At 54.7% G+C, this 26,740-nt stretch carries 23 protein-coding genes and 2 tRNA genes; 13 read left to right on the top strand and 12 right to left on the bottom strand.

The genetic code is table 11. From position 1 onward, the window contains the following. The first annotated feature begins 75 nt into the window (after positions 1-75). Positions 76-1,086 (top strand): type I glyceraldehyde-3-phosphate dehydrogenase, encoded by a 1,011-nt coding sequence (gene gap / locus M495_RS15680; protein WP_020827661.1) that lies wholly within the window; start codon positions 76-78, stop codon positions 1,084-1,086. A gap of 73 nt (positions 1,087-1,159) precedes the next feature. Here gap and M495_RS15675 read toward each other — a convergent pair whose 3' ends face one another. The 4 genes from M495_RS15675 to M495_RS15660 all read right to left on the bottom strand — a co-directional run bounded on the left by M495_RS15675 (position 1,160) and on the right by M495_RS15660 (position 6,394). Then, positions 1,160-1,948 (bottom strand): inositol monophosphatase family protein, encoded by a 789-nt coding sequence (locus M495_RS15675; protein WP_020827660.1) that lies wholly within the window; start codon positions 1,946-1,948, stop codon positions 1,160-1,162. 24 nt (positions 1,949-1,972) lie between these two features. Next, a complete protein-coding gene (locus M495_RS15670; RefSeq protein WP_020827659.1) occupies positions 1,973-3,034 on the bottom strand; it encodes an ABC transporter ATP-binding protein in 1,062 nt (353 codons plus the stop codon). Next, positions 3,031-5,259 (bottom strand): ABC transporter permease, encoded by a 2,229-nt coding sequence (locus tag M495_RS15665; RefSeq protein WP_020827658.1) that lies wholly within the window; start codon positions 5,257-5,259, stop codon positions 3,031-3,033. The genes M495_RS15670 and M495_RS15665 overlap by 4 nt, the downstream gene beginning before the upstream one ends. A 106-nt stretch (positions 5,260-5,365) precedes the next feature. Beyond that, a complete protein-coding gene (locus M495_RS15660; RefSeq protein ID WP_020827657.1) occupies positions 5,366-6,394 on the bottom strand; it encodes an ABC transporter substrate-binding protein in 1,029 nt (342 codons plus the stop codon). A gap of 219 nt (positions 6,395-6,613) precedes the next feature. Here M495_RS15660 and M495_RS15655 point away from each other — a divergent pair, with 219 nt between their 5' ends. Beyond that, positions 6,614-7,654 carry a LacI family DNA-binding transcriptional regulator gene (locus tag M495_RS15655; RefSeq protein WP_020827656.1) on the top strand — a complete coding sequence of 347 codons (1,041 nt, stop codon included), beginning with the start codon at positions 6,614-6,616 and terminating at the stop codon, positions 7,652-7,654. 204 nt (positions 7,655-7,858) lie between these two features. Here M495_RS15655 and M495_RS15650 read toward each other — a convergent pair whose 3' ends face one another. After that, a complete protein-coding gene (locus M495_RS15650; protein ID WP_020827655.1) occupies positions 7,859-8,743 on the bottom strand; it encodes a LysR family transcriptional regulator in 885 nt (294 codons plus the stop codon). A gap of 174 nt (positions 8,744-8,917) precedes the next feature. On the opposite strand from M495_RS15650, the gene M495_RS15645 reads away from it, so the two are divergent. Together M495_RS15645 and M495_RS15640 are read left to right on the top strand one after the other, a co-directional pair. Then, positions 8,918-10,054 (top strand): alpha/beta hydrolase, encoded by a 1,137-nt coding sequence (locus M495_RS15645; protein WP_041414741.1) that lies wholly within the window; start codon positions 8,918-8,920, stop codon positions 10,052-10,054. A gap of 143 nt (positions 10,055-10,197) precedes the next feature. Next, positions 10,198-11,391, top strand: a complete 1,194-nt coding sequence (locus M495_RS15640; protein ID WP_041415494.1) for an MFS transporter — start codon at positions 10,198-10,200, stop codon at positions 11,389-11,391. 224 nt (positions 11,392-11,615) lie between these two features. Here the strand turns inward: M495_RS15640 and M495_RS15635 are convergent, their stop codons facing one another. Next, complete coding sequence (locus M495_RS15635) at positions 11,616-12,812, bottom strand: MFS transporter (RefSeq protein ID WP_041414739.1); 1,197 nt, start codon at positions 12,810-12,812, stop codon at positions 11,616-11,618. 103 nt (positions 12,813-12,915) lie between these two features. Between M495_RS15635 and M495_RS15630 the strand changes: the two genes are divergently transcribed. Next, entirely contained in the window at positions 12,916-13,833 is a 918-nt protein-coding gene (locus M495_RS15630) for a LysR family transcriptional regulator (RefSeq protein ID WP_020827651.1), read from the top strand. Positions 13,834-14,241: 408 nt separating this feature from the next. Next, positions 14,242-14,859 (top strand): dTMP kinase, encoded by a 618-nt coding sequence (locus M495_RS15625; RefSeq protein WP_020827650.1) that lies wholly within the window; start codon positions 14,242-14,244, stop codon positions 14,857-14,859. Positions 14,860-15,052: 193 nt separating this feature from the next. Here M495_RS15625 and M495_RS15620 read toward each other — a convergent pair. Beyond that, a tRNA-Asn gene (locus tag M495_RS15620) sits at positions 15,053-15,128 on the bottom strand. A gap of 101 nt (positions 15,129-15,229) precedes the next feature. Continuing rightward, positions 15,230-16,018 carry a DgsA anti-repressor MtfA gene (gene mtfA / locus M495_RS15615; protein WP_020827649.1) on the bottom strand — a complete coding sequence of 263 codons (789 nt, stop codon included), beginning with the start codon at positions 16,016-16,018 and terminating at the stop codon, positions 15,230-15,232. 92 nt (positions 16,019-16,110) lie between these two features. On the opposite strand from mtfA, the gene M495_RS15610 reads away from it, so the two are divergent. Next, positions 16,111-16,200 (top strand) — tRNA-Ser (locus M495_RS15610). A gap of 85 nt (positions 16,201-16,285) precedes the next feature. Here M495_RS15610 and M495_RS15605 read toward each other — a convergent pair. Further along, positions 16,286-17,248 carry a GlxA family transcriptional regulator gene (locus tag M495_RS15605; protein ID WP_020827648.1) on the bottom strand — a complete coding sequence of 321 codons (963 nt, stop codon included), beginning with the start codon at positions 17,246-17,248 and terminating at the stop codon, positions 16,286-16,288. Between the two features lie 162 nt (positions 17,249-17,410). Here M495_RS15605 and M495_RS15600 point away from each other — a divergent pair, with 162 nt between their 5' ends. The 6 genes from M495_RS15600 (at position 17,411) to M495_RS15575 (ending at position 23,859) form a co-directional block, all read left to right on the top strand. Continuing rightward, positions 17,411-18,097: a cysteine hydrolase family protein gene (locus M495_RS15600; RefSeq protein WP_020827647.1), complete on the top strand. Its 687-nt coding sequence runs from the start codon at positions 17,411-17,413 to the stop codon at positions 18,095-18,097. A 270-nt stretch (positions 18,098-18,367) separates the two neighbouring features. Next, entirely contained in the window at positions 18,368-19,348 is a 981-nt protein-coding gene (locus M495_RS15595; protein ID WP_041414736.1) for an AraC family transcriptional regulator, read from the top strand. Between the two features lie 331 nt (positions 19,349-19,679). After that, positions 19,680-20,693, top strand: coding sequence for a DUF1254 domain-containing protein (locus M495_RS15590; RefSeq protein ID WP_020827645.1), 1,014 nt, complete (start codon positions 19,680-19,682; stop codon positions 20,691-20,693). Positions 20,694-20,911: 218 nt separating this feature from the next. After that, complete coding sequence (locus tag M495_RS15585) at positions 20,912-21,739, top strand: acid phosphatase (RefSeq protein WP_020827644.1); 828 nt, start codon at positions 20,912-20,914, stop codon at positions 21,737-21,739. Positions 21,740-21,968: 229 nt separating this feature from the next. Further along, positions 21,969-22,553: a hypothetical protein gene (locus M495_RS15580; protein WP_230090324.1), complete on the top strand. Its 585-nt coding sequence runs from the start codon at positions 21,969-21,971 to the stop codon at positions 22,551-22,553. 436 nt (positions 22,554-22,989) lie between these two features. After that, positions 22,990-23,859, top strand: a complete 870-nt coding sequence (locus tag M495_RS15575; protein ID WP_020827642.1) for a MipA/OmpV family protein — start codon at positions 22,990-22,992, stop codon at positions 23,857-23,859. A gap of 59 nt (positions 23,860-23,918) precedes the next feature. Here M495_RS15575 and lptG read toward each other — a convergent pair whose 3' ends face one another. The 3 genes from lptG to M495_RS15560 form a co-directional block, all read right to left on the bottom strand. Beyond that, on the bottom strand, positions 23,919-24,998 hold the full coding sequence (lptG, locus tag M495_RS15570) for an LPS export ABC transporter permease LptG (protein ID WP_020827641.1): 1,080 nt from the start codon (positions 24,996-24,998) through the stop codon (positions 23,919-23,921). Then, positions 24,995-26,065, bottom strand: a complete 1,071-nt coding sequence (lptF, locus tag M495_RS15565; protein WP_020827640.1) for an LPS export ABC transporter permease LptF — start codon at positions 26,063-26,065, stop codon at positions 24,995-24,997. Before lptF ends, lptG begins: the two co-directional genes overlap by 4 nt. A gap of 70 nt (positions 26,066-26,135) precedes the next feature. Further along, positions 26,136-26,702 (bottom strand): YtfJ family protein, encoded by a 567-nt coding sequence (locus tag M495_RS15560; protein WP_041414735.1) that lies wholly within the window; start codon positions 26,700-26,702, stop codon positions 26,136-26,138. Positions 26,703-26,740 lie beyond the last annotated feature (38 nt).

The raw sequence follows: 26,740 nt of genomic DNA, 5'->3' as shown, positions 1-26,740 counted from the left end.
GATCTACAAACGTCATTTACGACACGCTCCCTGCGGCTTAAATTTACACCAGAGCCAATAACGAAGGAGTAGATCATGGTCAAAGTAGGCATTAATGGATTCGGCAGAATCGGCAGGAATGTTTTGCGCGCTGCGTTAGGTCGCAGCGACTTTGAAGTTGTGGCGATCAATGATTTGACCGACAGCAAAACCCTGGCGCATCTGCTGAAATACGATTCGCTCTCGGGCCGGCTGGCGGCCAGCGTCGAGGCCGGTGAAAACCAGCTGCTGCTGGACGGCAGGCCAATTCATGTCTTCTCTGAAAGAGATCCGGGCGCTATTCCATGGAAAAGCGTGGGCGTAGACCTGGTGATCGAAGCGACCGGTTTTTTTGCCGACAAAGCCAAGGCGGAAGTGCACATCACCCGTGGTGGCGCCAAGCGAGTGATTATCTCTGCGCCGGCAAAAGACGACGATATTACGATAGTGATGGGCGTTAACCAGGAACAGTACGATCCGGCCAAGCATCGGGTGGTCAGCAACGGCAGTTGTACCACCAACGGTTTGGCGCCCGCCGCGCAGGTGCTGCATCAAGCCTTTGGTATTGAGTACGGCCTGATGAATACCACCCATGCCTACACCAACAGCCAGGCGCTGCACGATCAGCCGGAAAAAGATTTACGGGGCGCCCGTGCTGCCGCGGAGTCGATTGTGCCTTACTCCAGCGGTGCGGCGAAAGCGCTCGGCAAGGTGATCCCGAGCCTGGATGGCCGCCTGACCGGTTATTCGCTGCGGGTACCGGTGCCGGTGGTCTCTATCGTCGACCTGACGGTCACGCTGAAACGCGAAGTGACCAGCGAAGAAATCAACGCCGCTTTCCGCCAGGCTGCGGAGTCAGGGCCACTGAAGGGTATTCTCGGTTACAGCGATGAGCCTTTGGTATCGAGCGATTATAAAGGCGATCCGCGCTCGTCGATTATTGATGGGCTTTCCACGCTGGTGATCGGCGGCAAGTTGGTCAAGGTGCTTGCCTGGTACGACAACGAGTGGGGGTTCTCTAACCGCCTGGTCGATCTGGCGGTGTTGATGGAAAAACGCGGGTTGTAAATACCTCGCGGTCGAATATGTTCGTCCTTTCACTCAAGCAATAGCCCCCATCAGGGGGCTATTCAACGTCAATTCAGAGCTGTGCAATACGCATTAACTCTTCTTTCGCCCCAGGGGCCACCGCCAGCACCGGCCCGCCGCGCAGTAAACGTTCCCCTTCGGTATTGAACGGGTGGGTCCAGCCACCGGCTTCGTTCACCAGACAATAACCCGCCAGACAGTCCCAGGCGTGCATGTAGGGTTCGTAATAGCCCACCAGCCGTCCTGCCGCCACCCAGGCCAACATCATGGCGCCGGAACCGTTGCGGAAGAAACTGCCGCCCACGGCGGTGATTGCGGCGGCAATTTCGCCGACGTGTTCCGGTTTAACATAGCTGTTGGCACCAAAACCGGTGACGTGGTTTTGCATGGTGCGCTTGGGATCCACCCGCAGTGGTTTGCCGTTGAGGGTAGCTCCCGCGCCGCGCGCGGCCTTAAAACACTCCTGCTGGCAGGGGGCAACAATTACGCCGATCACCGGCTCGCCCAGATGGATCACCGCCACGGACACGCACCAGTTCGGCATGCCGTTAACGAATGGGCTGGTACCGTCGATCGGATCCACCACCCAGGTGTAACCGGAATCGCCGGGTTGCAGGCCAAACTCTTCGCCCAGAAAACCGTCTTGCGGGAATTGGCGGGTGATGTGTTCACGGATCAGCAGTTCAACCTCGCGATCGGCAATCGAAACCACGTCTTGCGCATCGCGTTTGGTTTCAATCACCAGGCTCTCGCGGCGGTTAAAATAATCCAGCGCCTTGGTTCCGGCTTCGCGGGCCGCCTGTTCTGCCAGCGTCAGGCGCTGGGTAATCTGTTCGTTCATCTTCATTCCTTAACGTTGTTAGGATCACTGGGTAATCAGTGCCAGACCCTGAGTTTTGAAGTCAATGGCCACGCGGGTGGTCGGTGCCAATTGGCGTTCCATCTGCACATCGACAATAAACAGCGCGCCGAGATCGGTTTTTACTTCATATTCGATATGGTCCCCAAGCCAGGTGCTATGGGTGACTTCGCCGTTCAAGGCGCCGCTTTGCTCCGGCAGTAGGGTGATAAACTGCGGGCGTACCGACAGTTGCGCTGCGCCGGGACGCGCCTTACCACCCGGTACCCGGTACTGGCGGCTGCCGAGGGTGATCAGCGCTTCGCCGCCGACCACTTGTTGTATGTCACAGGGCAGGATATTGGCCTCGCCCATAAAGTCGGCGATAAACACCGACGCCGGCGAATGGTAAAGCTCCTGCGGCGCGCCCTGTTGGGCAATATGCCCTTCTTTCATGACGATAATCTTATCGGAGACCGCCAGGGCTTCTTCCTGATCGTGGGTCACATAGACCGCCGTGAAGCCGAGGCGCTGCTGCAAATCGCGGATCTCGGTGCGGACGCGGCGACGCAGCCGCTCGTCGAGGTTGGATAAGGGTTCGTCGAGCAGCAGCACTTGCGGTTCCAGCACCAGGGCACGCGCCACGGCGATGCGCTGTTGCTGGCCGCCGGAGAGCTCAGAGGGCAGGCGTTGGCCCATGCTTTCCAGACCGACCAATTTCAGCCCTTCGCGTGCCCGATCCTGTGCCTCTTTGCGCGACAGGCCGCTGGCGAGCAGGCCGTACATCACGTTATCCAGAGAGTTCATGTGCGGGAACAGCGCGTAGGATTGAAACACCATCGCGACGTCGCGCTCGTTGGCGGGCAGATGCGTGACCTCCTTGCCGCCAATCAGAATACGGCCTGAGGTCGGGTGTTCCAGACCGGCCAGCAGGCGCAGGGTAGTGGTCTTGCCGCAGCCGGAAGGGCCAAGCAGCGTCACCAGCGTGCCGGGCTCGACGGTGAGTGAAAGCCCAGGCAAGGCGGTGAAATCGGCAAACTGTTTGGTGACGTTCTCAAACACCACCGAGCCGGAACGAATGGCAGTCATACGGCATTCTCCTGATGTAAGGCCGGTGGTGGCGTCACCGGCGGTGTGGTAATACGGATGGCACGGCGCAGGCGACGTTCGCCCACCAGCAGTTGGAAAGTGAGGATCACCGCCAGCATCACCACGATAAGCACGGAGGAGTAGGCGATGGCCACGCCGTATTCCCCGTTTTCGACCAGCCCGACGATGTAGGAGGTGGCCATGTTGTACTGGGCGCTGACCAGGAAAATCACCGCGCTGATGGAGGTGATCGCGCGCACAAAGGCGTAAACCAGTGCCGCGCTGATGGCCGGTTTCAACAGCGGCAGGATCACTTTGCGCAGGGTACGGAAACTGCTGGCGCGCAGGGTCAGCGAGGCTTCATCCAGGCTGCGATCCAACTGACTCATGGCGGCGATCCCACCCCGAACGCCGACCGGCATATTGCGGAACACAAAGCAGGCGACCAGGATCAGGGCGGTGCCGGTGATTTCCAGCGGCGGCAGGTTGTAGGCCATGATGTAACTGACGCCGATCACCGTGCCGGGGATGGCAAAGCTGAGCATCAACATAAACTCGAAGGTCTGGCGGCCGGCAAACTTCTGCCGCACGATCAGCCAGGCGGTGAGCAAGCCGACGATGGCCGTGAGCGGGGCGGCGATCAGCGCGATTTCCAGCGTGGTCCAGAACGAGTTCCAGGCGACGCCGGTCCAGACGATCTGGCCGCTGTTCCAGTGGAAACCGAAGGCGCGAGCGTAATGGCCCAGCGTCAGGCTGCTGTCGAGTCCCCATGACTGCACGAAGCCGCCGATCAGGATCATGCCGTAGATGACCAGCGTGAACAGGCCCCAGGGGATCACCAACGCGTACACGCCGTAGCGCAAGCCCCGCGGCAATCCACAGTGGGTGCCGGAATCCCCTTTGCCGGTAACGGTGGCGAAGCTTTTCCCTGCCAACCACAGGCGCTGCAAAATAAAGGCGCTGAGGGTAAAGCACAGCAGGATAATCGCCAGCACGGCGGCGCGGCTCGGATCGTTTTGCGCGCCGACCACCGAGAAGAAGATTTCGGTCGACAGCACGCCGTGGCTGCCGCCCAGCACCATCGGGTTACCGAAGTCCGCCATGCTTTCTATAAAGCTGATCAGGAAGGCGTTGGCCAACCCGGGCGCCATCAGCGGCAGGGAAACGTAGCGGAAAGTGCGCCAGCGGTTGGCGCGCAGCGTTTGCGAAGCTTCTTCCAGCGAGGGGCTGACGCCTTCCACCACGCCAATCAACACCAGAAAGGCAATCGGGGTAAAGGAGAGCACCTGAGCAATCCAGATACCGGTCAGGCCATAAAGCCAGCGGCCGGGTTCAATGCCGAACACCCCGGCGAGCAGCTCGGTCACCACCCCGGCACGGCCAAACAGCAGCATCAGCGCCAGACCGATCACGAACGGCGGCGTAATGATCGGCAGCACCGTCAACATGCGCAGCCCTTTTTTGAACGGCAGCGGCGTACGAGTGGCGGCCAGGGCAAAAGCCAGGCCGAGCAGCGTGGATCCGCTGGCGGTCATCAGCGCCAGCGTCAGGGTGCGCCAGGCGGTACCGCAGCTGCCGCCCTTCAGGCAGCTCAGGCTCCAAATGGCTGGATCCTGCATATTGGCGATCAGGCCGTCGGGCTTGAACGATCCGTCCACGTCCTGCACCGAGGCGACAAACATGCTCAGCACCGGGTAAAGCACGAAAGTGGTGACCAGCGCGACCAGCAGCACAATGGCGGCGACCACAAAGGCATCGCCCTTCAGCACGCCGCGTTCGGCCAGCGCAAAAGAGAACAGCAGCAAAAATGTGGTGATCAGTAAAATAGCGCCGGCGCCAAAAGCGGGCTGGCCGTCGCTGAGTGCGCCGAACAGGTGTTCGCTCCACTGCCAGTTCCAGCCGCTGTAACCAATGGCATGGCCTTCAAACAGCAGAAAGACCACGCCGACCAGGCTGGCAGCGATCAGCAACTGCGAGCGAAAACGGCCAATTTTCAGCAGGCGAGCCAGTGCGCAAACCAGCAGCATCAGCAGGGCAATCGCCAGCCACGGGCGTTGAAACGTCAGTATTTGCCACAGAGCGGGTGCACTCGCCTGATCCTGCCACAGCGTAGTTAGCCAGCCAAAGTCGAAGAACCCGGCTTCCTGGCTGTACCAGGGCAGCAACAACAGTGCCAGTGCGCCCAGCACGAGGGCCCCGTCAAGGCGGCGGTTTTGAGCATTCATCTTAACCTCGAGAGTTCATATGTCCTTCACCGCGCCCTGCATGGGCGAGCGTGACCTCGCCCGGTTTATTACAGAGCGCATCGCATGCGGGAGGGAAGGGCTTGAATTACTGGGCGCTGGCGCCGATCTCTTTATCCCAACGGCTGAGCAGGGCCTTGCGTTTTTCTGTCGCACCGTAGGTTTTAAAGTCGTAGTCGATCAGCTTGATGTTTTCGAAGCGCGGTGCGTATTCGGAAATAGCCGCGTTGCGATTTGACGGCAACTGGAAGGATTTGGCGTCTTTCATGTGCGATTGGGCGTCAGCGCTGAGCGCCCAGTCGTACCACACCTTGGCTTCCTTGAGGTTGCGCGCGCCTTTCACGATCGACATGGAGCCAATTTCAAACCCGGTCCCTTCGCAAGGTGCAACCGCCTTGATCGGGAAGCCATCGACCTGCATCGCGACGGCATCGTGCATAAAGACGATGCCGACGGTGGTTTCGCCGCGTGCCGCCGCTTTTACCGGTGCCGAGCCGGATTTGGTGTACTGCGAGATGTTGGCGTTAAGCTTTTTCAGGTAGTCGAAGGCCGGCTCTTCCCCCATGATTTGCACCAGCGTGGCGAGGGTGTTGTACGCGGTGCCGGAAGAGTTCGGGTTGGCCATTTGGATTTCGCCTTTGTAAGCCGGATCCAGCAGATCGCTCCAGCAGGCGGGCACCTTGAGTTTTTTCTCTGCCAGCAGTTTGGTGTTGTAGCCCCAGCCCAGTGCCCCGGCGTAGACGCCAACGGTACGGTAGCCGGCACTTTCGGCCTGTTTACGCGCCCAGTCGTGCTGCTGATCCAGCAGCGGTGACTGATAAGGCTGGGTTAACCCCTCGTCGGCGGCCTGCATATGCGGATCGCCGGTGCCTGCCCACCAAATATCGGTGCGCGGGTTGCGGGCTTCGGTACGAATACGTGCATAGGCTTCCCCGGCGGAGAGGCGCACCATACTGACTTTGATATCCGGGTGCTGTTTCTCAAACAGATTGGTCATTTGCTCACAGACCACCACGTCGGCGGAGCAGATCATATTCAGTTTCCCGGCAGCCTGAGCTGGCAGGGCAGAGAGTGCTGTGCCGGCGGCGAGGACCGCCATCAGAGTAACGCGTTGCATGGTGTTCTCCTTGGTTGTGTAGGGTGGCGATACGTTGTCGCCTATTCTTTTTGCACGTGTGTGCAAATAACTAGAGGATAAAAATTGTGCTGTCAATCGCGTGATGAAACAATTCAACCTACTCGTCACAAAAATGAAACAAATTGACCGCTAAAAATTTGCACAGCTTTGCAAAATGCGGCAAACTTTTCTCAGAGCGCGTAACGGATGGAAGTGAAGATGGCGATGGACAAGGCGATGATCAGTGCGAAAGACGTAGCGGAACTGGCCGGGGTCTCCCGTTCGGCGGTCTCGCGAACTTATACGCCCGGCGCAAGCGTGTCGGCGACAACCCGCGAAAGGGTGATGCGAGCGGCCGAAGAGCTGGGTTATCACGTTAACCATTTGGCACGGGGACTGGTGCGCAACCGCAGCGGCATTGTCTGCCTGATCGTTTCGGAGCTGGCGACGCCTTATCGGGCCAGCCTGGTGCGATTGCTGACCCAGCATCTGCAGGATGCGGGAAAAATCGCCATGTTGATTAACACCGATCGCTCCGATGACAGCGTGTCCCAGGCATTGCAGCAGGCGATTAACTTCCGCGCAGATGCTTCTTTTGTACTCTCCGGCATGCCGGACAGCGGCATCGCCCGCCTGTGCCACAAACACGGACAGCGGCTGGTGCTGATCAACCGTAACGATACCTTGCCCGGCTCGCTCAGCATCCGGCTGGATAACGAAGAGGCGGCTGGCAGGGTGGTGATGGCGTTTGCCCGTGCGGGCTGCCGACGCATTGCCTTCGCCAACTCATTGGCCGGTACGCCAAGCCTGATGGCGCGTGAGCGCGGTTTTCTGCAGGCGGCGGAAGCTGCGGGGCTGGAGGTGAGCGTCGAGCGTTTTGGCACCACCTCTTATGAGAGCGGCCAGATCCTGGCGCACCGCTTGCTGACCCGGCGTGAACGCCCTGACGCGGTATTCTGCGTCACCGATTTGCTGGCCTGCGGTTTTATGGACGAGGCGCGCCATCGTTTTGGGCTACGCATTCCGCAAGATCTATGCGTCGCGGGCTACGACGATATTCCGCAGGCGGCGTGGTCCTCTTATAACCTCACCACCTTTACCCAGCCGGTGGCGTTATTTGCTCAGGATGCGGTTTCCTGGCTGATGGCGGAAGAGCAGAAGGAAGAGAATACGATGCCGACGCTGGGCCAGGAGATACCGGGTGAAACCCGGCTGTATCATGCCGATTTCGTCTGGCGCGGCACCATTCGCGGTGCCTGACACAAACCCGTTACCCATTCGGGCTTGTCATATGTCGATCGTTCTACAATGTTCTCTGCAAGCGAAGGGTAGCTAGAACGAGCCTCAAAAAGTTTGCGCGAAGTGGGATCGTATTCAAAGGGCTCTGACAGTCTGCTTTGTGCCAGGAGCGGGTGCTGTTTTCCAACTCTTACCCCAGCCTGCGTGTAACCTTATCTTCATCCCTTAAATTCTCAATGTATCGATAACTGCTCGCAGAGCGGGCGACACATTGCGGTGCGGATAATAGAGAAATGAGCCCTCCAGTCGCTGACTGTAGCGTTGTAAAACTCTGATGAGTGAACCCTGTTCTAAATCGTCTGACACTAACTCTTCCGGGACATAAGCCAGCCCCAAGCTCAGCCTGGCGGCTTTGGCTTCCATATAGCTGTCAGAAAACGCCCATTGACCCTGCGGCCGATGCGTGATTTTTTTGCCGCCCTGATTAAGTTCCCATGCGTACAGGCTGCCGTCGCCGAACTGATAAGCTATACAGGGATGAACAACTAAATCTGCGGGGACTTGCGGAAAGCCATAGCGACGAAAGTGATCTGGCGTACCGACAATGGTCATCTCCATGTCAGGGGAAATACGAACAGCAATCATGCCACTCCCAACTTCTGGCCCCAGACGTACACCGGCATCGAATCGCTCAGCGATAATATCGACAAACCGGCTTTCACTAATGAGTTCCAGTCGGATGTCGGGGTAGTGCTGCTTAAATATCGCAAGCTTCGGCAGGAGCACCTTATCAATCGCGTGCTGACTGGCATTGATGCGTACCGTACCTGATAGGGACTGGCGATAATTGGCCAGCGTGGCGAGTCCCATATCTAAAGCATCGAATCCTGACTCAAGGGTCCGGTAGAGTTGTTCACCGGCATGGGTAAGCGATAATCTGCGCGTGGTGCGCACCAGAAGTTGAACGCCCAGGCGTTCTTCAAGTTCGCGTACAGAGCGGCTGATTCCTGATTGTGCCAGGCCAAGGCGTTGTGCCGCGGCGGTAAAACTCCCTTCCCGCACCACCTGCATGAACAGGTATAAATCGTTATAGTTTCCCCGTTTAGCCATCATCCCTCCCTCGCTACCGGCGTTAATATTTAGAACAAAATGGTATTAATCTTAGCATTTTTCACCCCCTAATCAGCACTATTACTGCTAACTATAATGTGCGCATTAGCAGCAAAGCACAGCAGCGCTGTCCGTATGACACCTGTATCTATTACGTTTTATGAGGGGATTTTGATGACTGCTTTCACCAAAAAACTGACAGCCGCGATACCCGCCATGCTGCTATGCGCATCATTAAGTGGAGTCACAAATATGAGTTATGCCGATACAACTAATCCTAACGCGCCTGTTTCGCTGATCGTTAAATGGGATAAAACCTTTGCTGAAAGCACGAAAGTTGATCACCGTAAAGTGACCTTTCAGAACCGCTACGGGATCACCTTGGTCGGAGATCTCTACATTCCGAAGGATCGTGGCGAACGTAAGCTGTCGGCTATTGCCGTCAGCGGCCCCTTCGGTGCGGTGAAAGAGCAGTCCAGCGGCCTGTATGCGCAGACGCTGGCGGAACAGGGGTTTGTTACCCTGGCGTTCGACCCTTCTTATACGGGCGAGAGCGGTGGCTACCCGCGCAATGTCGCGTCTCCCGATATCAACACCGAGGATTTCAGCGCGGCGGTTGATTTCTTAGGCCTGCAAAATGAGGTGGATCGCCATCGTATCGGGCTGCTAGGTATTTGCGGCTGGGGCGGCATGGCCTTAAACGATGCCGTGATGGATACCCGCGTCAAAGCGGTGGCTACCAGCGTGATGTATGACATGAGCCGCGCGATGGGGCATGGCGTGGGCGATGGCAAAGACCGTTATACCACCGCCGATCGCCGTGCCGTTCTGCAATACCTGAACGCCCAGCGCTGGAAGGATGCGGAAAATGGTGCTTTCGCGCCCGGCGGGCATGATATCTATGTGGATGAGAAGGGCAGCGTCAGTGCGTCGGATCGTATTTTGCCGGAAACGTTACCCGCCAATCCCAATCCTGTTCTGAAAGAGTTCTTCGATTATTATCGCATGCCTCGCGGTTTTCATCCGCGTTCGGTCAACTCAACCGGTGCCTGGAATGCAACCATGCCGCTGTCATTTATGAGTATGCCGCTGCTGAGTTATGCGAATGAAGTCACTATCCCTACACTCATCGTGACCGGCGAAAAAGCCCATTCACGCTATTTTGCTGAAGATGCCTTTAAGGCGATCGGCAGCAAAGAGAAAGAGTTAGTGATTGTCCCTGGGGCAAACCACGTCGATCTGTACGACAACGTTGCGGGTAAGATCCCGTTTGCTAAATTTGAGCACTTTTTCAAAACAAACTTAAGATAATGGCCTGAAGCCGTCTGATATTTGCAGGCGACTGTTCATCGCCCGCACTTCATTCTTAACCACGTTTTTGTCGTTATTCTCTGAATAACGTCTGTCCCGGCTGCGGCTGTATCTCGCCGGGGCGATATAAAGAGATGCTGATAATGTCCATAGTAAGTCTGAAAAAATCACCCAATAAAACAGATGCATACTGGGGGGGCGTATTTGCCATGACGCTTTGCGTGTTTGTGCTGATCGCTTCCGAGTTTATGCCGGTCAGTCTGCTTACGCTCATTGCCAGTGATTTACACATTACTGAAGGGCTGGCAGGGCAAGGAATTGCCATATCTGGCGCGCTGGCGGTACTGACCAGCCTGACTATCTCCCATGTTGCCGGAGATCTGAATCGAAAATATCTTCTGCTGGGGCTGACGGTCTTAATGGCCATATCGGGAATAGTTATCGCCATGGCGCCTAACTATCCGGTTTATATGCTGGGGAGGGCTCTGATTGGCGTCGTCATCGGTGGATTCTGGTCAATGTCGGCTGCAACTGCCATTCGGCTCGTGCCGCAGCACCAGGTTACCCGCGCGCTGGCGATTTTTAACGGCGGCAACGCGCTGGCTACCGTTGTGGCTGCCCCACTTGGTAGCTACCTGGGGACGACCGTCGGTTGGCGTGGGGCCTTTTTGTGCCTCGTCCCCCTTGCGATGGCCGCGTTCATATGGCTATGGGTCAGCCTACCTATGATGGATATCGATAAAAAACAAAAGCCACAGAGATCTGTGCTTCGTCTGTTCAGAGTTTCTATCGTACCAACGGGACTGATGGCCTGCGGACTGTTTTTCATGGGACAATTTGCCTTATTTACCTACGTGCGTCCCTTTCTTGAGACCGTAGCCCGCGTAGGTCCTTCCGGGCTCTCTCTGATTTTGCTCGCAATAGGCGTAGCAGGTTTTGTCGGTACAATGTTTGTATCGACGTTCCTGAACGCCAGGTTTTATCAGACCTTAATCATGATCCCCCTGCTTATGGCAGCGACTGCCGGTACGTTACTGTTGGTTGGACACAGCATCTGGGCTGTTGCCATTTTGCTAAGCCTGTGGGGGCTGCTGGCGACGGCTGCGCCAACGGGATGGTGGACGTGGATTGCACGGGCGTTGCCCGAAGATGCAGAGGCGGGTGGTGGTCTCATGGTTGCGGTGATCCAGTTCTCGATTGCGCTTGGTTCAACGGCTGGAGGTCTGATATTCGACAGTCTGGGATGGCGAAGTACTTTTGGTTTGAGTGGTTTTTTACTTCTGGGGGCGGTCGCGATGACATTTGTCACATCCCGTCAAAGCAGTAAAGCGTACTAGCATAATCCATTTATTTCTGGCGTGCTCTTTGTCATGTGATATGGCAGAGAGCCGAATATTCCCAGTCTTCACCAACCCGGAGCTATATCGAGATTTTCAAAAATCCGGCTTCGATATGCGTGGTTAACCACATAATGATCATCTAAATGTCTGCTCCTCGCTCTCACCAGACCTTCAGCGTCACGTGTTTGTCTGCCGCGTGCCAACAGCGGACATTATGCTAATCAATGATCAGGTTGGAGCGTGCGTTTAGCCAGTTTCTTTTGCAGAATGATAACGATAATTGGGAACCCTGATGCGGAAATTGCACATATCGCCAGCAACGTGTTTATATTTTGTGGCGTCATGCCTTGATCAGGTAATAGAAAAGCGGACAGGAAAAATGCGACAGTTGTAATCAGATACATTATTGATGTCTGTAATGAAGAGAATCCCGCTCGATGCCCGTCATCAGGAAACTGAATCGTAACCGCCGAAGATGAAACCAGGCGACTGTAAGATGCGCCGAGAAACAAAGTGATAAATAGCGCCGCATGCGGATAGCCAAGGATGGGGATTAGCAAGCTCAGTATAAAGACGATGGTTGACCCTGTAGCCAGAATCAAAGTAGAAACACGGGAGGTTAACGCGCCTGTCATTTTTGTAGACAGGTACCCTGTAACACCTCCGCCGAAGAACAGCCAAGGCAACAGGTCTTGAGAAGCGCCCAATTGCTGTGTCATTAATGGTACCAGAATGGGAATGACCAGCATTGGACTAAACTGTACCAGCGCATTACTGGAAGCAAACAGTAAAGTATCCGCATCGAGAGGCAGCGCGTGGTGTGTGTCGAAATAGACTGGGTCTTTAGGGATGATGGAGACAATCAGTGGTAATGCCAAAAAACACAGTGTGCTGATTAACCACAAAGCGACATGCCAACCATAATGAGTGCACAAAAATAATATAGTGGGCATTCCTACAATGCTTACCATCGAAAATGACGCAATCACCGTTGCCAACATTTTTCCGCGCAAGTTAGTCGGTGCGTGATTTATCAATATACTGATACCCACCCCCATAGTCGTACCTCCAACCAATCCTGCACAGAATCGTAATGTAAGCAGAAGACTAAAATTGGAGGTGAATGTAGTCAAAAGTGTCAGCAGGCCGAGTAGTGCCATATTGGCGATTAAAAAACGTTTCTTATTGAAACCACCAATCCAGTAAAAGGCGATAATTCCCGACAGGACTGCCCCTGATGTGTACATACCAGATACATAGCCTGAGAATGATACAGGAACTGAGAAATCTGCTGCCATAAAAGCAAAAACAGGGTTGAACATCATATATTCCAGCGCATTAGTGAACTGGATAAAAGCCATTACAATAGCTATCCGTATGAGGGTGTTATGATTCAATGGCTTTGAGAGCAGTAGCATAGCAAGCGACCTATAGATGAAAGATATCCGAGTTTAACTGCTATCAATAGTGCTCATTAGATGGTAAAAATGGCATTTATTATTATCATATATGGGATAATTAATGCGGTCGGCTCTTGATTTTAATACCCTCAAAGTGTTCATTGCTGTGGTTGAAAGAGAAAGTTTTGTTGGGGCAGCGAAAGTTCTTGAAATGCCGACATCCAATGTGAGTCGTTGTATTTCTCAGTTAGAAGAAAAACTGAATCTTCAGCTCATTGAGCGCAGCACCCGACATATGAAACTCACCCAGGCGGGGCACTTGCTCTATACCCGAGCGAAGCCATTACTGGAGGCGCTTGAGCAAACTGAGACAGAATTAACCTTGCGGCAAATGCAACTCAAGGGTCCATTACGCATCTGTATTCCCAATGAAATAGGTCCTGCATTGCTGGGTTCTGTTGTTGCCGATTTCGCCTGTCTGTACCCGGATCTGGAGATCAGCTGCGTTACAAATTTGTCCGGTTTTGAATCCCTGCGAGATGATCTGGATTTAGCTATCATTGTCAGCCGTGGTCAGATGGACGACAGTGACTATATAGCCCGTCATCTGGTGACTATCCCTTGCAGCATCGTTGCAGCCCCCTCCGTCATTGAGCGTTATGGCACCCCTTCGCGTATACAGCAATTTGAAGAATTACCCTGTATTACAACGGTAAGTGCACTGAAAGGTGCTCCCTGGCAGTTTGTTAATAACAAGGGGGGATTCGAGACTATTAAGGTCAAAAGCCATTATCGGGTAAACAGCGGAGAGATGGCAGGACGAGCGGCGATATCAGGTGTCGGCTTTGCCATTCTATCGAAACAAGCCTGCCAACCCTACATCAACGATGGACGGTTAATCGAGATTGATTTTGAACAATCGGCAGCCCCATTGCAATTGTTCGCACTTTATTCAGATCGGCGTTACTTACCCGCTAAAACAAGAGCGCTCATTGATTTCATGCATCAGAAATTGAGTAATATATCCTTCGCAACATAAGGCAGCATTGAATAGTCACAGAGAGCCCCGTTGGCGCAATGAGCCTCAAAACACAGAACGCCTGCTTCCCCTCAAAGCTGCACATCAACGTCCGTCTGCTTTAAAAACAGGCTTGGCGGGGGATGCTTTCCGTTTTGTCAGCGGATCCCTTAAACTACCTTGCGCAGGTCACAACCTATGGGCTATGACCATGCACGGCCGTAATTCTGGGTTTTTAAACGGGTGAGTTAGCGCCATTGCCGGAATGTTCATCGGTGTCTGTTGATAAAATCCCTCGATCCGATTCGCGCTGACGCGCCAGGTGCCCCGACGAACCAAGAGGGAGGGCAGCTATTCATACCAAGGAAGTAAGATGTTTTTGCCAGATTCAAGCTTTACAAAAACCGTTTATCAATCGTCATTTGCAGAATGAGTCGTCAGCTGTTTGTTGCTCTGGATGGGCCCAAGGGCGCCGGTAAAACCACACTGTTGGAAGCCATTACGAAAAGACTAAGGGCAGACCACAAGAAGGTGATCCGACTTTGTGAGAAAAAAAGCGATCCCTACAGGGCGGAAACCATGGCCCTTGTTAACAAACTCGCCAGAAATCCCACTCTGGATTTGGAACTGGAGGTCTGTGCGCGCTTTGCGGATAGCCGTGCATGGATTTCCCGGCATGTGCTGACTAAACAGCCACCGGACAGCATTATCTTGATGGATCGCTGGTATCCCTCGGATGCCGCGTTTCGTCGGATGCTTCCATTTGCCGAGATTTTACAACTTAACATTGAACGAAACGTGCGAGCGCCAGACCTGCATGTCGGGGTTGTTACTGCGCCTGAGATCTCATGGGCGAGGGCCGCGGCTCGGCCGCGTGGGCTAAGCAGTACGGTGATTCATAAGCTGGAAGAGCATGTTGCTTGTACCCATGCGTTCGAGAGAGAAATTGCAAACCACGGCTGGTTTTTATGCCGTAATGAAGGCCTGCTCGAAGACGCAACGATGCAGGTGATTGCTGAGATCTACAAAGTGTCTGGATGCCCATAGTCATCGGTGGGCAGAGCTTGCGCCACTCTTCAACTCTGTGTGAGCCTCAGAAAAGCTATAGTGCTTCCTGGCCGAAAGCACTGAACACCGTTAACGCGGCATCGTTATGGATAACATCGGATTCTGTCAAAGATTCAGCAAACCCGAACAGCAAAAAGCCCGCTTAAGTTTCCTTAAGCGGGCTTCTCTAATATGGCTCCTCTGACTGGACTCGAACCAGTGACATACGGATTAACAGTCCGCCGTTCTACCGACTGAACTACAGAGGAATTGTCTGAACGGGGCGCATCATATCCAGCCACCTGGAGTGTGTCAACGCTAAATTCGCCGATTCGGTGTGACTGCTCAGCATCTGAGCAATGCGGCCGACTTAAGGCCGTTCCGTACCGCTATCGGCCTGAAGCCGTTGTAAACGCGCCAGCGGATCTTGCTTATAGAAGCGGGTGAAATGTTGATACAGCGCTGGAAAGCGGTTGGCCAACAGCTCGGGTGCGCTGAAAAAATACTCCGAGAGTACGGCGAAGCACTCGGCCGGATCGGTGGCGGCGTAAGCGTCCATGCTGGCGGCTTCTTCGCCCACCATGTCGATCTCGTCCTGCAGATTTTCCATTGCTGCGTGCAAGTCATGTTCCCAGGCGGCAATGTCGCGCAGCGGAAGAGGGGGCACACCGGTGGCGCTGCCGCCGTTGCGCATATCCAGCTTGTGGACGGCTTCGTGGATCACCAGGTTAAAGCCGGAAAGATCGAACGAGTCCTGCACGTCCTGCCAGTTAAGCACGATCGGCCCCTGTTCCCAGCTTTGACCGGACTGCACCACCGGCCCGGTGTGCACCAGGCCGAAGTCGTCCTGCCATTCGTCCTCTACCACAAAGGGCGTCGGGTAGAGCAGGATCTCATTGAAACCGTCGAGGCATTCGGCACCCAGCTCAAGCACCGGCAGGGCGAACAGCAGGGCGATGCGCGCCTGCATCTGTGACGTCAACTGCAGCCCTTGCAAGGGGACGATGCTTTTTTGCTGTAAAATCTGCCCGGCAACGGCAATCAGCCGCTGTTGTTCCTGCTCATCCAAAGGAGAAAGCAGAGGGATTGCCAGCGCGTCTTGCCACTGGGCAAGCGTTTCCGCCTGCGGTTGTTGCGTTTTCCACGGCCATTTAATCATCGCGTTGCTCGTAAAATCGTCACTTGAACATTCGGCTGGAGGCTAACTCTGTAAAAATGCCGCAAAAAGGGGCATGATAGCAAGCACTTGAAGGAGAGATGCCGGAGCGGCTGAACGGACCAGTCTCGAAAACTGGAGTAGGGGCAACTCTACCGGGGGTTCAAATCCCCCTCTCTCCGCCATTATTCAATCACTTACAGATGATTTTGTCTGTGATCCACGCCTCACCCGTCCTCACGCAATAAAAAAACACCGCTGCCGTTATTCTTAATGATCCGTCACCCGAAACTCTTTGCGATATAAGGACGGGGACGTTTTGAACTGCCGTTGAAAATGCCTGCGCATTGACAGCGCAGTGGCGAAACCTGCAGCCTGTGCGATGCGTTCAACCGGCTGGTCAGTTTTCTCCAGGAAGCGCTGCGCCATCGCCAGTCGTTGGTTCAACAGCCACTGCATCACGCTGGTGCCGGTGGTTTGCTGAAAACGGCGGGTAAAGCTGCGGCGGCTCATGCAGGCTCTTTCCGCCAGTTGGTCCAGCGTCAGCGGCTGCTGCAGATTTTCTGTAGCCCAATTCAGCGTTTGCATAAATCTGTCCCCTCCGGCGGTGTTATACACCGGCTGCTCGATAAACTGCGCCTGGCCCCCTTGTCGATGCGGCGGCACCACCAACTGCCGGGCTACCGCATTGGCTGTCTCTGCGCCACAACGCTTGCGTACCAGATGCAGGCAGCAGTCGATGCTGGCGGCGGTTCCTGCCGAAGTGACGATATCGTCGTTATCCACGTACAGCACGTTCTTGTCTACGGAGACCTGCGGATAGCGCTGCAGGAAGTCCGATATCCAGCGCCAATGGGTGGTTGCCGGTCGTCCATTGAGCAGGCCGGCTGCTGCCAGAACAAACGCCCCCATGCACAACCCGACCAGAGTAGCACCGCGCGCATGGGCGCTAAGTAAGGCATCGATTAACGGTGTCGGTGGCAGGACTTCGGGATCGCTCCAGCTCGGCACTATCACCATATCGGCTTGTGCCAGCGCCGCCAGCCCATACTCCGCGATAATCGAGAAGCCGGCGTTGGTTTTCAATGGCCCAGGCTCAGTGGCGCAAATCAATAATTGATACGCCGGTTCGCCTTTGCCGTTTAACGCCTTCTCAAAGACCGCGCAGGGGACCGAAAGGTGAAACGGGATGATATTGTTAAAAACCACGATACCCACTTTAAGTGGCGACATACGGCTTCCTTTGATGGTTAAACGCCGGCAGGAAATCTGGCCTGATGGTATCGCTTTTGGGTGTTGCGCTATCTGTTATCACGCCCCCAAAAACCACAGAATTTATCCCGACCCTGGCAGGATATTGCCTGCTGTTTTCTGCTCTAACAAGGATAAATGAGAATGAAAAAACTGATGGCTTGCAGCGCATTGACGCTCTCGATGGTGGCTTCCAGCCTGGCTTTTTCCGCCGACACGCCAGCCGCACCGACCATTCGTACCCTGAGTGGTGCCCAGCCAACGCAATCCTTATCAGCCAATGCCACGGCGCTGTTAGTGATTGATTATCAAAATGAATATTTTATAGGCAAAATGCCGATCCCCGACGGCGTTAAGGCGTTGAAAAATACGCAGCGCTTAGTCAGTTTCGCCCATCAGCATAAGATGCCGGTGTTTTTTGTGCGTCATCTTGGCCCGGCGAATGGCCCTCTGTTTGCCGAAGGGAGCAAGTTCGCCGAATTCCATCCTGACCTGCAACCCTCTGGCAGCGATCGTATTATTACCAAAGCCACCCCCAGCTCGTTTGTCGGTACCGATCTGGATCGTCAACTTAAGCAGGCCGGTATCAAGCAGCTGGTGATCGGTGGTTTGATGACCCATATGTGTGTTTCATCAACGGCGCGCGACGCGGTACCGCTGGGGTATACGGTGATTATTCCTGAAGATGCCACCGCCACCCGCGATCTGGCTACCTGGGACAACCAAATTGTCGACCACGCCGTGCTGCAACGTGCCGCGCTGGCCGGGGTAGCCGATGTGTTTGCCGAAATCAAAACCACCGATCAGGTATTGGCGCTGCCGGTGAATTGAGCGGCTTAATGGAGTGCCGCTGTGCTCAAACAGACAGCGGCATTGCGGCTTCTGCGCGGGAGGGGAATGAAGCTGGGGGACTACGAATGAAACGCGTTACGCGAAGATATAGTTTTTTCTCCAAGGTTAGATATACTCCTCAAAATTGGTTATCCGTCGTACATAACGCTGCGATCAGAAGCCTGGGTTGGGCAATGTTTTTGCTCCGACGCTGCTCTGTGCGCTCAAACAGTTTCTCTTCGTAGGCCTTAATAACAGGTGCGAACGCCGATGACGAATATTACGCCTTCCATCAAGCTGAGAAGTTTTCTCCAGATGGCCCCTTATCTGGCCATGCGAGGGGTATCGTCGTTGGAGTTCTTTCAACGCCTTGGCATTTCCCCAAACATTTTCCAAAACCCCGATATCTGGATCCCGCGATCGGCCTGTTTTCGTATTGCCAATGAAATGGCTGCCATCACGCAGGATCCTTTTGGTGGCGCCTATGTGGGGCACCTGACCGAAATTCGTTCGCTTGGCGTTTGGGGCGAAATGATCATGAACTCAACGAATATCGCCCAGGCCTGTGCGCTGGCGGCAACCCACGCGGCCATGCTGCATCAGGGGGGAGAAGTAAACATTGTCACCGAAGGCCGTACGACGAAACTCATCCACCAATTCACCGGGCAATATGAAGCCGATCCGCGGCAATTTATCCTCGGCAGTTTGGCGGTGCTCAGAAAAGTTCCGCTGATGTCCGGCGAGCCTTCTTCCATCCGTGTTCACATCAAGTCCTCGAGGGAAAGAGGGGACGACGCGCTTGAAGAGTGCCTGGGGCCGAATCTGGTGATGAATTCGAACTACAACATGATTGAGTTCGACCGCGATTTGCTCGAGATCCCGCTGAAAAATATCCGTGATGAGGCTTGGAAAACCACTGAAGCCTTGCGGACGACGGTTGAAACGGCAGGCGCGTTAATCAAACGGATCGCCGATCCGGAGCAGCCTAAACTTACCGTTATTTCCAAAAGCATCAGGCTGTCACCGAGAACCCTGCAGCGTCGTCTCAAGTATTGCGGTGTCGAATTCGAAGCCCTGCGTGATGAAACCCGTCGCTGCGAAGCTCTGCAGCTCATGGCCAGCGGCAAATACTCGGCGACTGAAATTGCCTATATGGTCGGTTACAGCGATCAGGCGCACTTTACTCGCGCTTTTAAACGCTGGACCGGAAGCACGCCGTCGTTTTACCGCTCAGCCTCAAAGAAAGGGTGAGCGTCAACTTACTCGCAGCCACAAACACGCCAAAGATTTCTCCCTCATTTTAATGCCTCCTGGGGTCATCCGACTCTGGGTGCTTTGCGTCACCAGCAATTTCTCCCAATCGATAACGCTCAGCAACAATAAAGCCCATCTCCACTGAATTTTGCGTCCCTTATGCCTGCCGGCTTTATCTTTGGCGTCAAATGGCAAGTCTCTTTCGAGGCGTTCTTATACAGTCCGCTAAGACAATTCCTAGCGTCGCTGGCGATGTGTTCAGAGATCGCAAAATAAGAAAGGATTGGCATTGGGAAACTGTATTAATTCATACCATCAGGGGGGTTACATGACTTATCTATCCACGGCCAGCGTGGTCGCACTCACATTGGCAAGTGCGAACGCTCAATCCGTTGCGGGCGAAGTGATGCCGGTGGGCGTCGATAATTTTATCCGTGCCGAGTCCGATCTCTATATGGGCAATATGGTGAAGGAGGGCGGTCTGGGACGGTTTGTGCATAGTCGCGAACCCGTTGCCATTGACGAGCAAAGTGTCATCCGCATGAATCGGGATACGCTTTATTCGAGTGCGGTATTCGATCTTGATGCCGGCCCGGTCACCATCAGCTTGCCTGAAGCGGGTAAAAGATTCATGTCGATGCTGGTGGTCAATGAAGATCACTACGTACCCGCCGTCTTTTACGGCGCCGGCAGCCGTACTTTAACCAAAGATGCGGTCGGTACTCGCTATGTTTTTGTCGCGATCCGTACCCTGGTCGATCCCTCCGATCGCAAAGACCTTGAGCAGGTACATGTACTGCAGGATGCCATCAAGGTCAGTCAGGCACGGGCAGGGGAATTCGTCGTACCGAAATGGGATCCGGTGAGTCAGAAAAAGATGCGCGATGCCCTGTTGGTACTCGGTGCTACGCTTCCTAACTATAACCAGGCTTTTGGTACCAAGAGCTCGGTTGATCCTATTCAGCATTTGATTGCCACAGCTTCCGGCTGGGGCGGCAATCCGAGCAAGGACGCCATCTATCTCGGCGGCGTGATGCCGAAAAATGATGGGAAAACCGTTTATCGGCTCAAGGTCGGGCAGGTTCCGGTTAAAAGTTTCTGGTCTGTAAGCGTTTATAACGCCGCCGGTTATTTTGAAAAGAACCCCTATGATGCTTATTCGTTAAATAACCTCACCGCTAAAAAAAGTGATGATGGCTCGATTATGATCCAATTTGGGGGCTGCGACGGCAAGATTGCCAACTGTTTGCCGACAATGCCAGGCTGGAATTATACCGTCAGGCTTTATCAGCCTGGTAACGAAATTCTTAACGGTAAATGGCATTTCCCACAGTCGCAGTGATCCGTTTTATTTAGTCGAGGCGACCAGCTTGCATGGCTTAAAATAATCGCCCCCGGTAGCGTTGGATTTATAACGTGGCCGGTGGCAAATATTCATGATTTGGCTGTTTTGGCGCGGCAGAGAATTCCGTCCTGAACCGAATAACACGGTGGGGAAATTAATGCGAGGCAATGAGAGTGCCATTCCCCCTGCGGCACAAACCGAATCTGGAGGTAACAATGAAAAAATCATGTCATCCCTTATATCTGATCGCGCCGTTAGCCGGTCTGTTGTATTCCGGCATTGCGGCGGCGAATGACACGGGCCCGGTGATTACGGACCCTCATTTTAAGCTGGCGCCAGGCTACCTGGAACCCGCCAGCCTACCGGTGCATTTAGCCTTGCTGGGGGCACCGCCAAAACCGGACTCTGCGGCTTTCGCACGCGATGAAGAAGCCAGGCGGGCCGCATTGGCTCTACGCGGCAGCGCTCGTGAAAAGCTGGCCGCGACGGATGCCGAGTTGATGTTCCCGGCCCCGGCTCAGGCGTTTTCGTGCGCGCTGGGCACTGACATCAACCAGAAAAATACCCCGCACCTCTACTCTATGATGCAGCGCGTATTGACGGATGCCGGTGGCTCAACCTATGCCGGAAAGAACGCCTATAACCGTACTCGCCCGTTTGTGCAGCACAACGAGGGAACTTGCCGCAAGGACATGGAGCCCCTGTTGAAAAATGACGGTTCCTGGCCGTCCGGGCACTCGGCGGCAGGCTGGGCGTGGGGATTGGTGTTGGCCGAAATCCAGCCGGCACGGGCGACAGAGCTGTTGGCCCGTGGTTTGGCCTTTGGCCAAAGCCGTGTGATTTGTGATGCGCATTGGCAAAGTGACGTGGACGCGGGCCGCATCATGGGCGCCGCCACGGTAGCCGTTCTGCATGGCAATCCCGCTTTTATGGCAGATTTGGCTGCCGCGAAGCGCGAGGTGCAGGAGGCAACCAGGGCGAGCCTGAAACCTACCGAATCCTGCGCGGCTGAACGTGTTGCGCTCTCCCTGAGTATGCATTGAGAGGGCCATGGTCATGATGAACGGTGACAATCGATCAAACAGGTGTGCCGGACGCTTCCTGCCCGCTGCGTTATTAGCTTTTGGCGTTATCAGCTTCCCGGCGGAGGCGGTTCAACCGTTATCTGCGGGCTACCAGGCGGCGGACGAATGGCAGTTCACATTCGCGCCCTATGTATGGGCCGCAGGGATCCGGGGAGATATTGGCCACCGGTCGACCGGAACGCAGTTTATGAAAACCGATTTCTCCGACATCGCCCGCGATCTCGATGTGGCGGTGATGGGCATGGGGGAGGCGCGTAAAGGGCGTTACAGCCTGCTGGTGGACTTGATGTACATCGATACCACGACCCGTAACGATTTACCCGATGGCGCGCCGGCAGATCGCCTGAAAGTGGATAACAGGACGGTGTCAGGGTTCCTGGGCGGGGGATATACCCTGCTGGAAAAAGGCGGTGGCCGTCTTGATGCCGCGGGCGGTGCCAGGGTCTGGTACAGCAGCACCCGGTTAACTTTCCAGGGGGGAGATGCCGGCGGGATATCGGGTAGCGATCGAGCGACCTGGATAGATGCGGTCGCGGGATTGCGCGGGCACTATGCGCTGACGCCGACAGTCTGGCTGTCGGCCTGGGGATTGGCCGGGGGCGGGCAGTCCCGATTGGACTGGGATGTGGCAGGATTGGTGGGGTGGGAATTTATGTCGGGTTTCTCTGCGGTGGCCGGTTACCGGGCGATGGGGGTCGACTATCGTCATGACGGCTTCGTGTATGACGTGGTGCAACAGGGGCCAATATTGGGGGTGAGCGGCAGATTTTAACAGGGGAAATATAACGATCTCTCTAAAGGCTTGTCAGTCTGCGTGCCGCCAAAAATAATTAATACTGCTCAGAGAGTGGAATAAAAAACCTTAATTTAAAAATAATATCACTGTGCCACTGGCAGCGTGAATTACGTTGTGATTTTAAATTAACAGCTTGAGTGATTTTTTATCATTGAATTGTTTTGCAAGCCACTTTCACATGTTTAGTGGCTTTTGGGCTGGCTTCTATTTACAGGTAGATAATAAGTGGGGGTATTTAAGAAACTGCTAGCAAGGTGAAAACCATTATTAATGGGGTTGGGTAAACTCGGATTTTAATTTTCCACTTTTAAAACAATAACCGGATGAGGCGTGTCCGGCGCTTATTTTCGCTTGCCGGAATAGAGGGCGACCAGACCGCGAAACAGACGAGTATTTAAGGAAGAATGACATTATGGCAATTAGCAAAAGAAAGCGGGTCCATGCTTTTTGGTTGATGGCTGCGCTACCGCTGTGTGCAAAGGCAGCTGCGCCGGTGGAGCAGGCGGTCAGTACCTCTGTTGCGCCACATTCGGCTGCAAGCGAGGCGATCCCTACCTTTGCGTTGGGGGCCGGGGTGGTGGTCAGCCCGCTGTATGAAGGCTCCTCGCGTTACGCGGTTTTCCCTTCACTGGTGGCGAAAGCCGTGATGCCGACGGAGAACTGGGGCACGTTTACGGCTGCATTTCCTGAAGGACTGCGGTGGGATCTGCCGAACCTGTCGACGTTCGGCGTAGCACTGTTGGTGGGTTATGATCCTGGCCGCAAGGAAAAAATCCGTACCCTGGGGGGCCACAACAGCTACCTGAAGGGGATGGGGGATCTGGACAACTCAGCGATGGTGGGGGCGGAAGCCTACTGGGGGCTCTCCGCCAGCCGACTGTTTGTTCGCGGCTGGCAAGCGACCCGCAGCCGTGAATACGGTGGCGAGGATCTGGGGCACACGGCGTATCTTGAAGCGGGGGCCTCCAGCGCATTGCCGCTGTCTTCTGCGCTGACGCTGGACTCCGCGCTATACGGCACCTGGGGTGATAAGGACGACATGATGGCTCACTTCGGGGTGACAGGCGAACAGGCGGCACGTACCGATTTTCGTGAGTATCACACCGGTGGGGGCATGCGGGATGTGACGCTCAAAACCGGTCTGACCTGGCAACTGCAGCCTCACCTGGCGTTGCAGGGCGGGATGAAGCTCTATGCCCTGACCGCAGGGGCACGCCGCAGCCCGTTGACCGATAACAGCGTCGGCGCAGGCTTTTACCTGAATGCCCTGTATCAATTCTGATTCTGTCGCTGGTTGAATCCTGTCCCTCGCCACCTTCAGGGTGTACTGAGGGACAGGCCCTAGTGTTGTTTATCGAAGCGGTAAACCAAGGCTAAAGCTATCAGCAGCAGCAACAGCGGTGGGGCCAGCGTCGTGAGTGGGACATTGAGCGAAAACAACAGCCCGAGGTTGAGGATAATCTGGTAAATAATGTAGGTCAGCAACCCCACGATCACCCCTACGGCTAAACGGCTGCCTAGCCCGGGGGCACGAGGAATACTGAAGGTGAAGGGGATGGCCAATAAAATCATCGCCAAGACCAACAGAGGGCGGCCCAATTTTTGCCATAACGCGATCCGGTACTCGGTGCTGGGTTGCTGCGAACTTTGCAGGTAGGTGATGTACTGCTTCAGCTGTTTGATGGAGAAGCTGTCGGCAGGCAAGGTCAGCCCTTTGAGGTTCATTCCGGCAAAAAGGGATTGCCAGAGCAAAGTATCCTGGGTTTGTACGCTCTCTTTTTTGTTGTCCCATTTTTTCTGCATAACTTTATGCAGCGTCCACAGTCCGTTATCGGCCGTGGTGGCCGTCTCCGCATACACATAGGACTCCAGCGTGAGGTCGTCTTGGTAGCGGAATATCTCAATCCCGACGGGTTGGCTATGCTCGTCCAGAGATTTCACGGTAACAAATTCATTGCCCTTTCGGGCCCACAGGGCGTTACCCGCATCCGTGGCATTGCCGGTTTTTGCCAGGGCGCCGTCTTTAAGCTGCAATGCGCGTTGTTGCAGAGGGGAAGCGACCCATTCATCGAGTGCGCCTAACGACAGGTTGATAAACAGGCCGGCGTAGAGCGTTACCAGAGCAATGCGGAAAATTGAAAAACCGGCGGTGCGGATTGCCGTTAATTCCAGGCTTTTCGACATTTGGCCCAGCCCGATGATGCCGCCAAGCAGCGCGATAAAGGGCCCCAGATCCACCAGGCTTCGGGGCAATGTCATCAACACTACCAGTAATGCCTGGTTCCAATGGTAGCCGTTAGGGGTGACGTCCTCGAGTTCATTGATCAGATTAAAGGTGGTAAACAACGGGATTAACAATCCGGCCGCGGCGGCAAAGCCGATAAAAAGATTACGGATCAAATAACGGCTGAAGATGTTCATCGCAAGGGCTTCCGCAGCAGGGAAAAATCGCGCGCAATCAGGATCAGCATCCCAGCCAGCATGAGTATCGGCACCAGCCAGACGCCCGGCGTGGTGGGGAGGGTCCCGTTAGCGACCAATGTCCGACAGATATTCCCGCCATAAAAAATGGCGGTAAACAGCACGGTCAGGGGCAGCAAGGTGGCATAACGCCCCTGACGGGGTTTGATGCGGCTAAAGGGGATAGCCAATAACACCATCAACAGAGTGGTGACGCCGCGGCTTTCTCGCCATTGTAATTCAGCCCGGTCCGCGGGATCCGATGAGCGCGACAGTTCCCCCAGCGAGGCTGATTTACGCTTCACTTCCAGGCTTTCGATAAAGGGCTTCAGTGATATCTTGAAGTTATTGTAATTCTGCATGTTGTCGTCGGTACCTTTGCGCTCCAGCACATAGGCCGTGCCCGTTTTCAGTATCACGGAGGGGCTTGAAGGCGAAGGATCTATGACCTCGACGGAATGAGCCCGATAGAGGCTGGTATTATTGGCCGAACGTGAATAAATCAATGCATCCGTCAGGTGATTTGAGGCCGGGTCAATGCGTGAGGCCATGATCATTCGGCCGCTGCCATTAACGTTAAACTTGTTCGCCTGCAGATGGCTGACATCCAGCACCGATTGCGACTGGCGTTCCAACTGATAAATGTTGCCATACGCCCAGGGTCTGCCATACAGGGACAGCAGGGTAACAAACAGGGCCAGCGGAATGGCGAGTACCAACACCGCTTTGTACAGCCGCCACGGGCTGGCGCCTGAGGCGTGAATGGCGGTGATTTCGGAATCGCTGTAGAGCTGCCCCAGCGCCACCGCGACGGAAACATAGAGGCCTACCGGCAGCAGCATCTCCAGGGCAATCAATATTTTATAGCAGACAACGTCGAATACGATGTGCAGCGCTAGTGTGCCGTTGGCGGCCTCGGTGAGATAGCGCTGGGCCGAATAACTGGCAAACATGAAAATCAGAAAACCCACGATGATCATCACCAATCGGCGGATTTCAACCATGATATAGCGCTCAATCAACACCATAAGTTATAGACGTCCCTTATTATCAAACGCATGTTTTGCGGAAGAAGACCGGCTTTCAGCCCGTGTTTCATCATGATTGATCATGGTTAATCAGCTTTTGCAGCAGGGCGATGACCTGGTTAACCTCATCAGGGGTCAGAGCACCGTCTTTTGCCCATTGGACGCGGCCTTGTTTATCCAGCACCAAAATGGTTGAGCTCTCTTCTGGCAGATGCCAGGCTTGACGTACCAGCCCATCGCTATCGACGATAAATTGCGCCCAGGGATAATGCCTTTTGTTTTTCTCAATTTTGCCGCGGACGAAAAAACCGGTACCGGGGATCGCATCGTCAGTATTGACGATGGTGGTGGGCTGAAAACGGTCGTTTGGAAAGTTCGCCTCTTTGACGGCGGTAATCAGCATCGAGTTCTTCTTTTTGGCCGAGGTGCGGCCGGCGATGCACTGGATCACCCGCACTTTGCCTGCCAATTCTGCACTGTCCCATTTCTTATAGCTGAAAGTGTCATTTTCAAGCAGCAACTCACCCCGATCGGCGATGACAACCGGTACGACAGGCTTACCCTGAACAAAATTATGCGCGGATGCCATCAGCGGCAACAGCAGCAGTGACAAGGGCAGTAACCTGCGTAGCATCATGAAAATAACCCTAATTTATCAATGGCTGCGGCTGGGGG

Source organism: Serratia liquefaciens ATCC 27592, from assembly GCF_000422085.1.
GTDB lineage: Bacteria > Pseudomonadota > Gammaproteobacteria > Enterobacterales > Enterobacteriaceae > Serratia > Serratia liquefaciens.
Note: the sequence above shows the minus strand (reverse complement) of the source record. Positions and strands in the feature narration are given on the sequence as shown.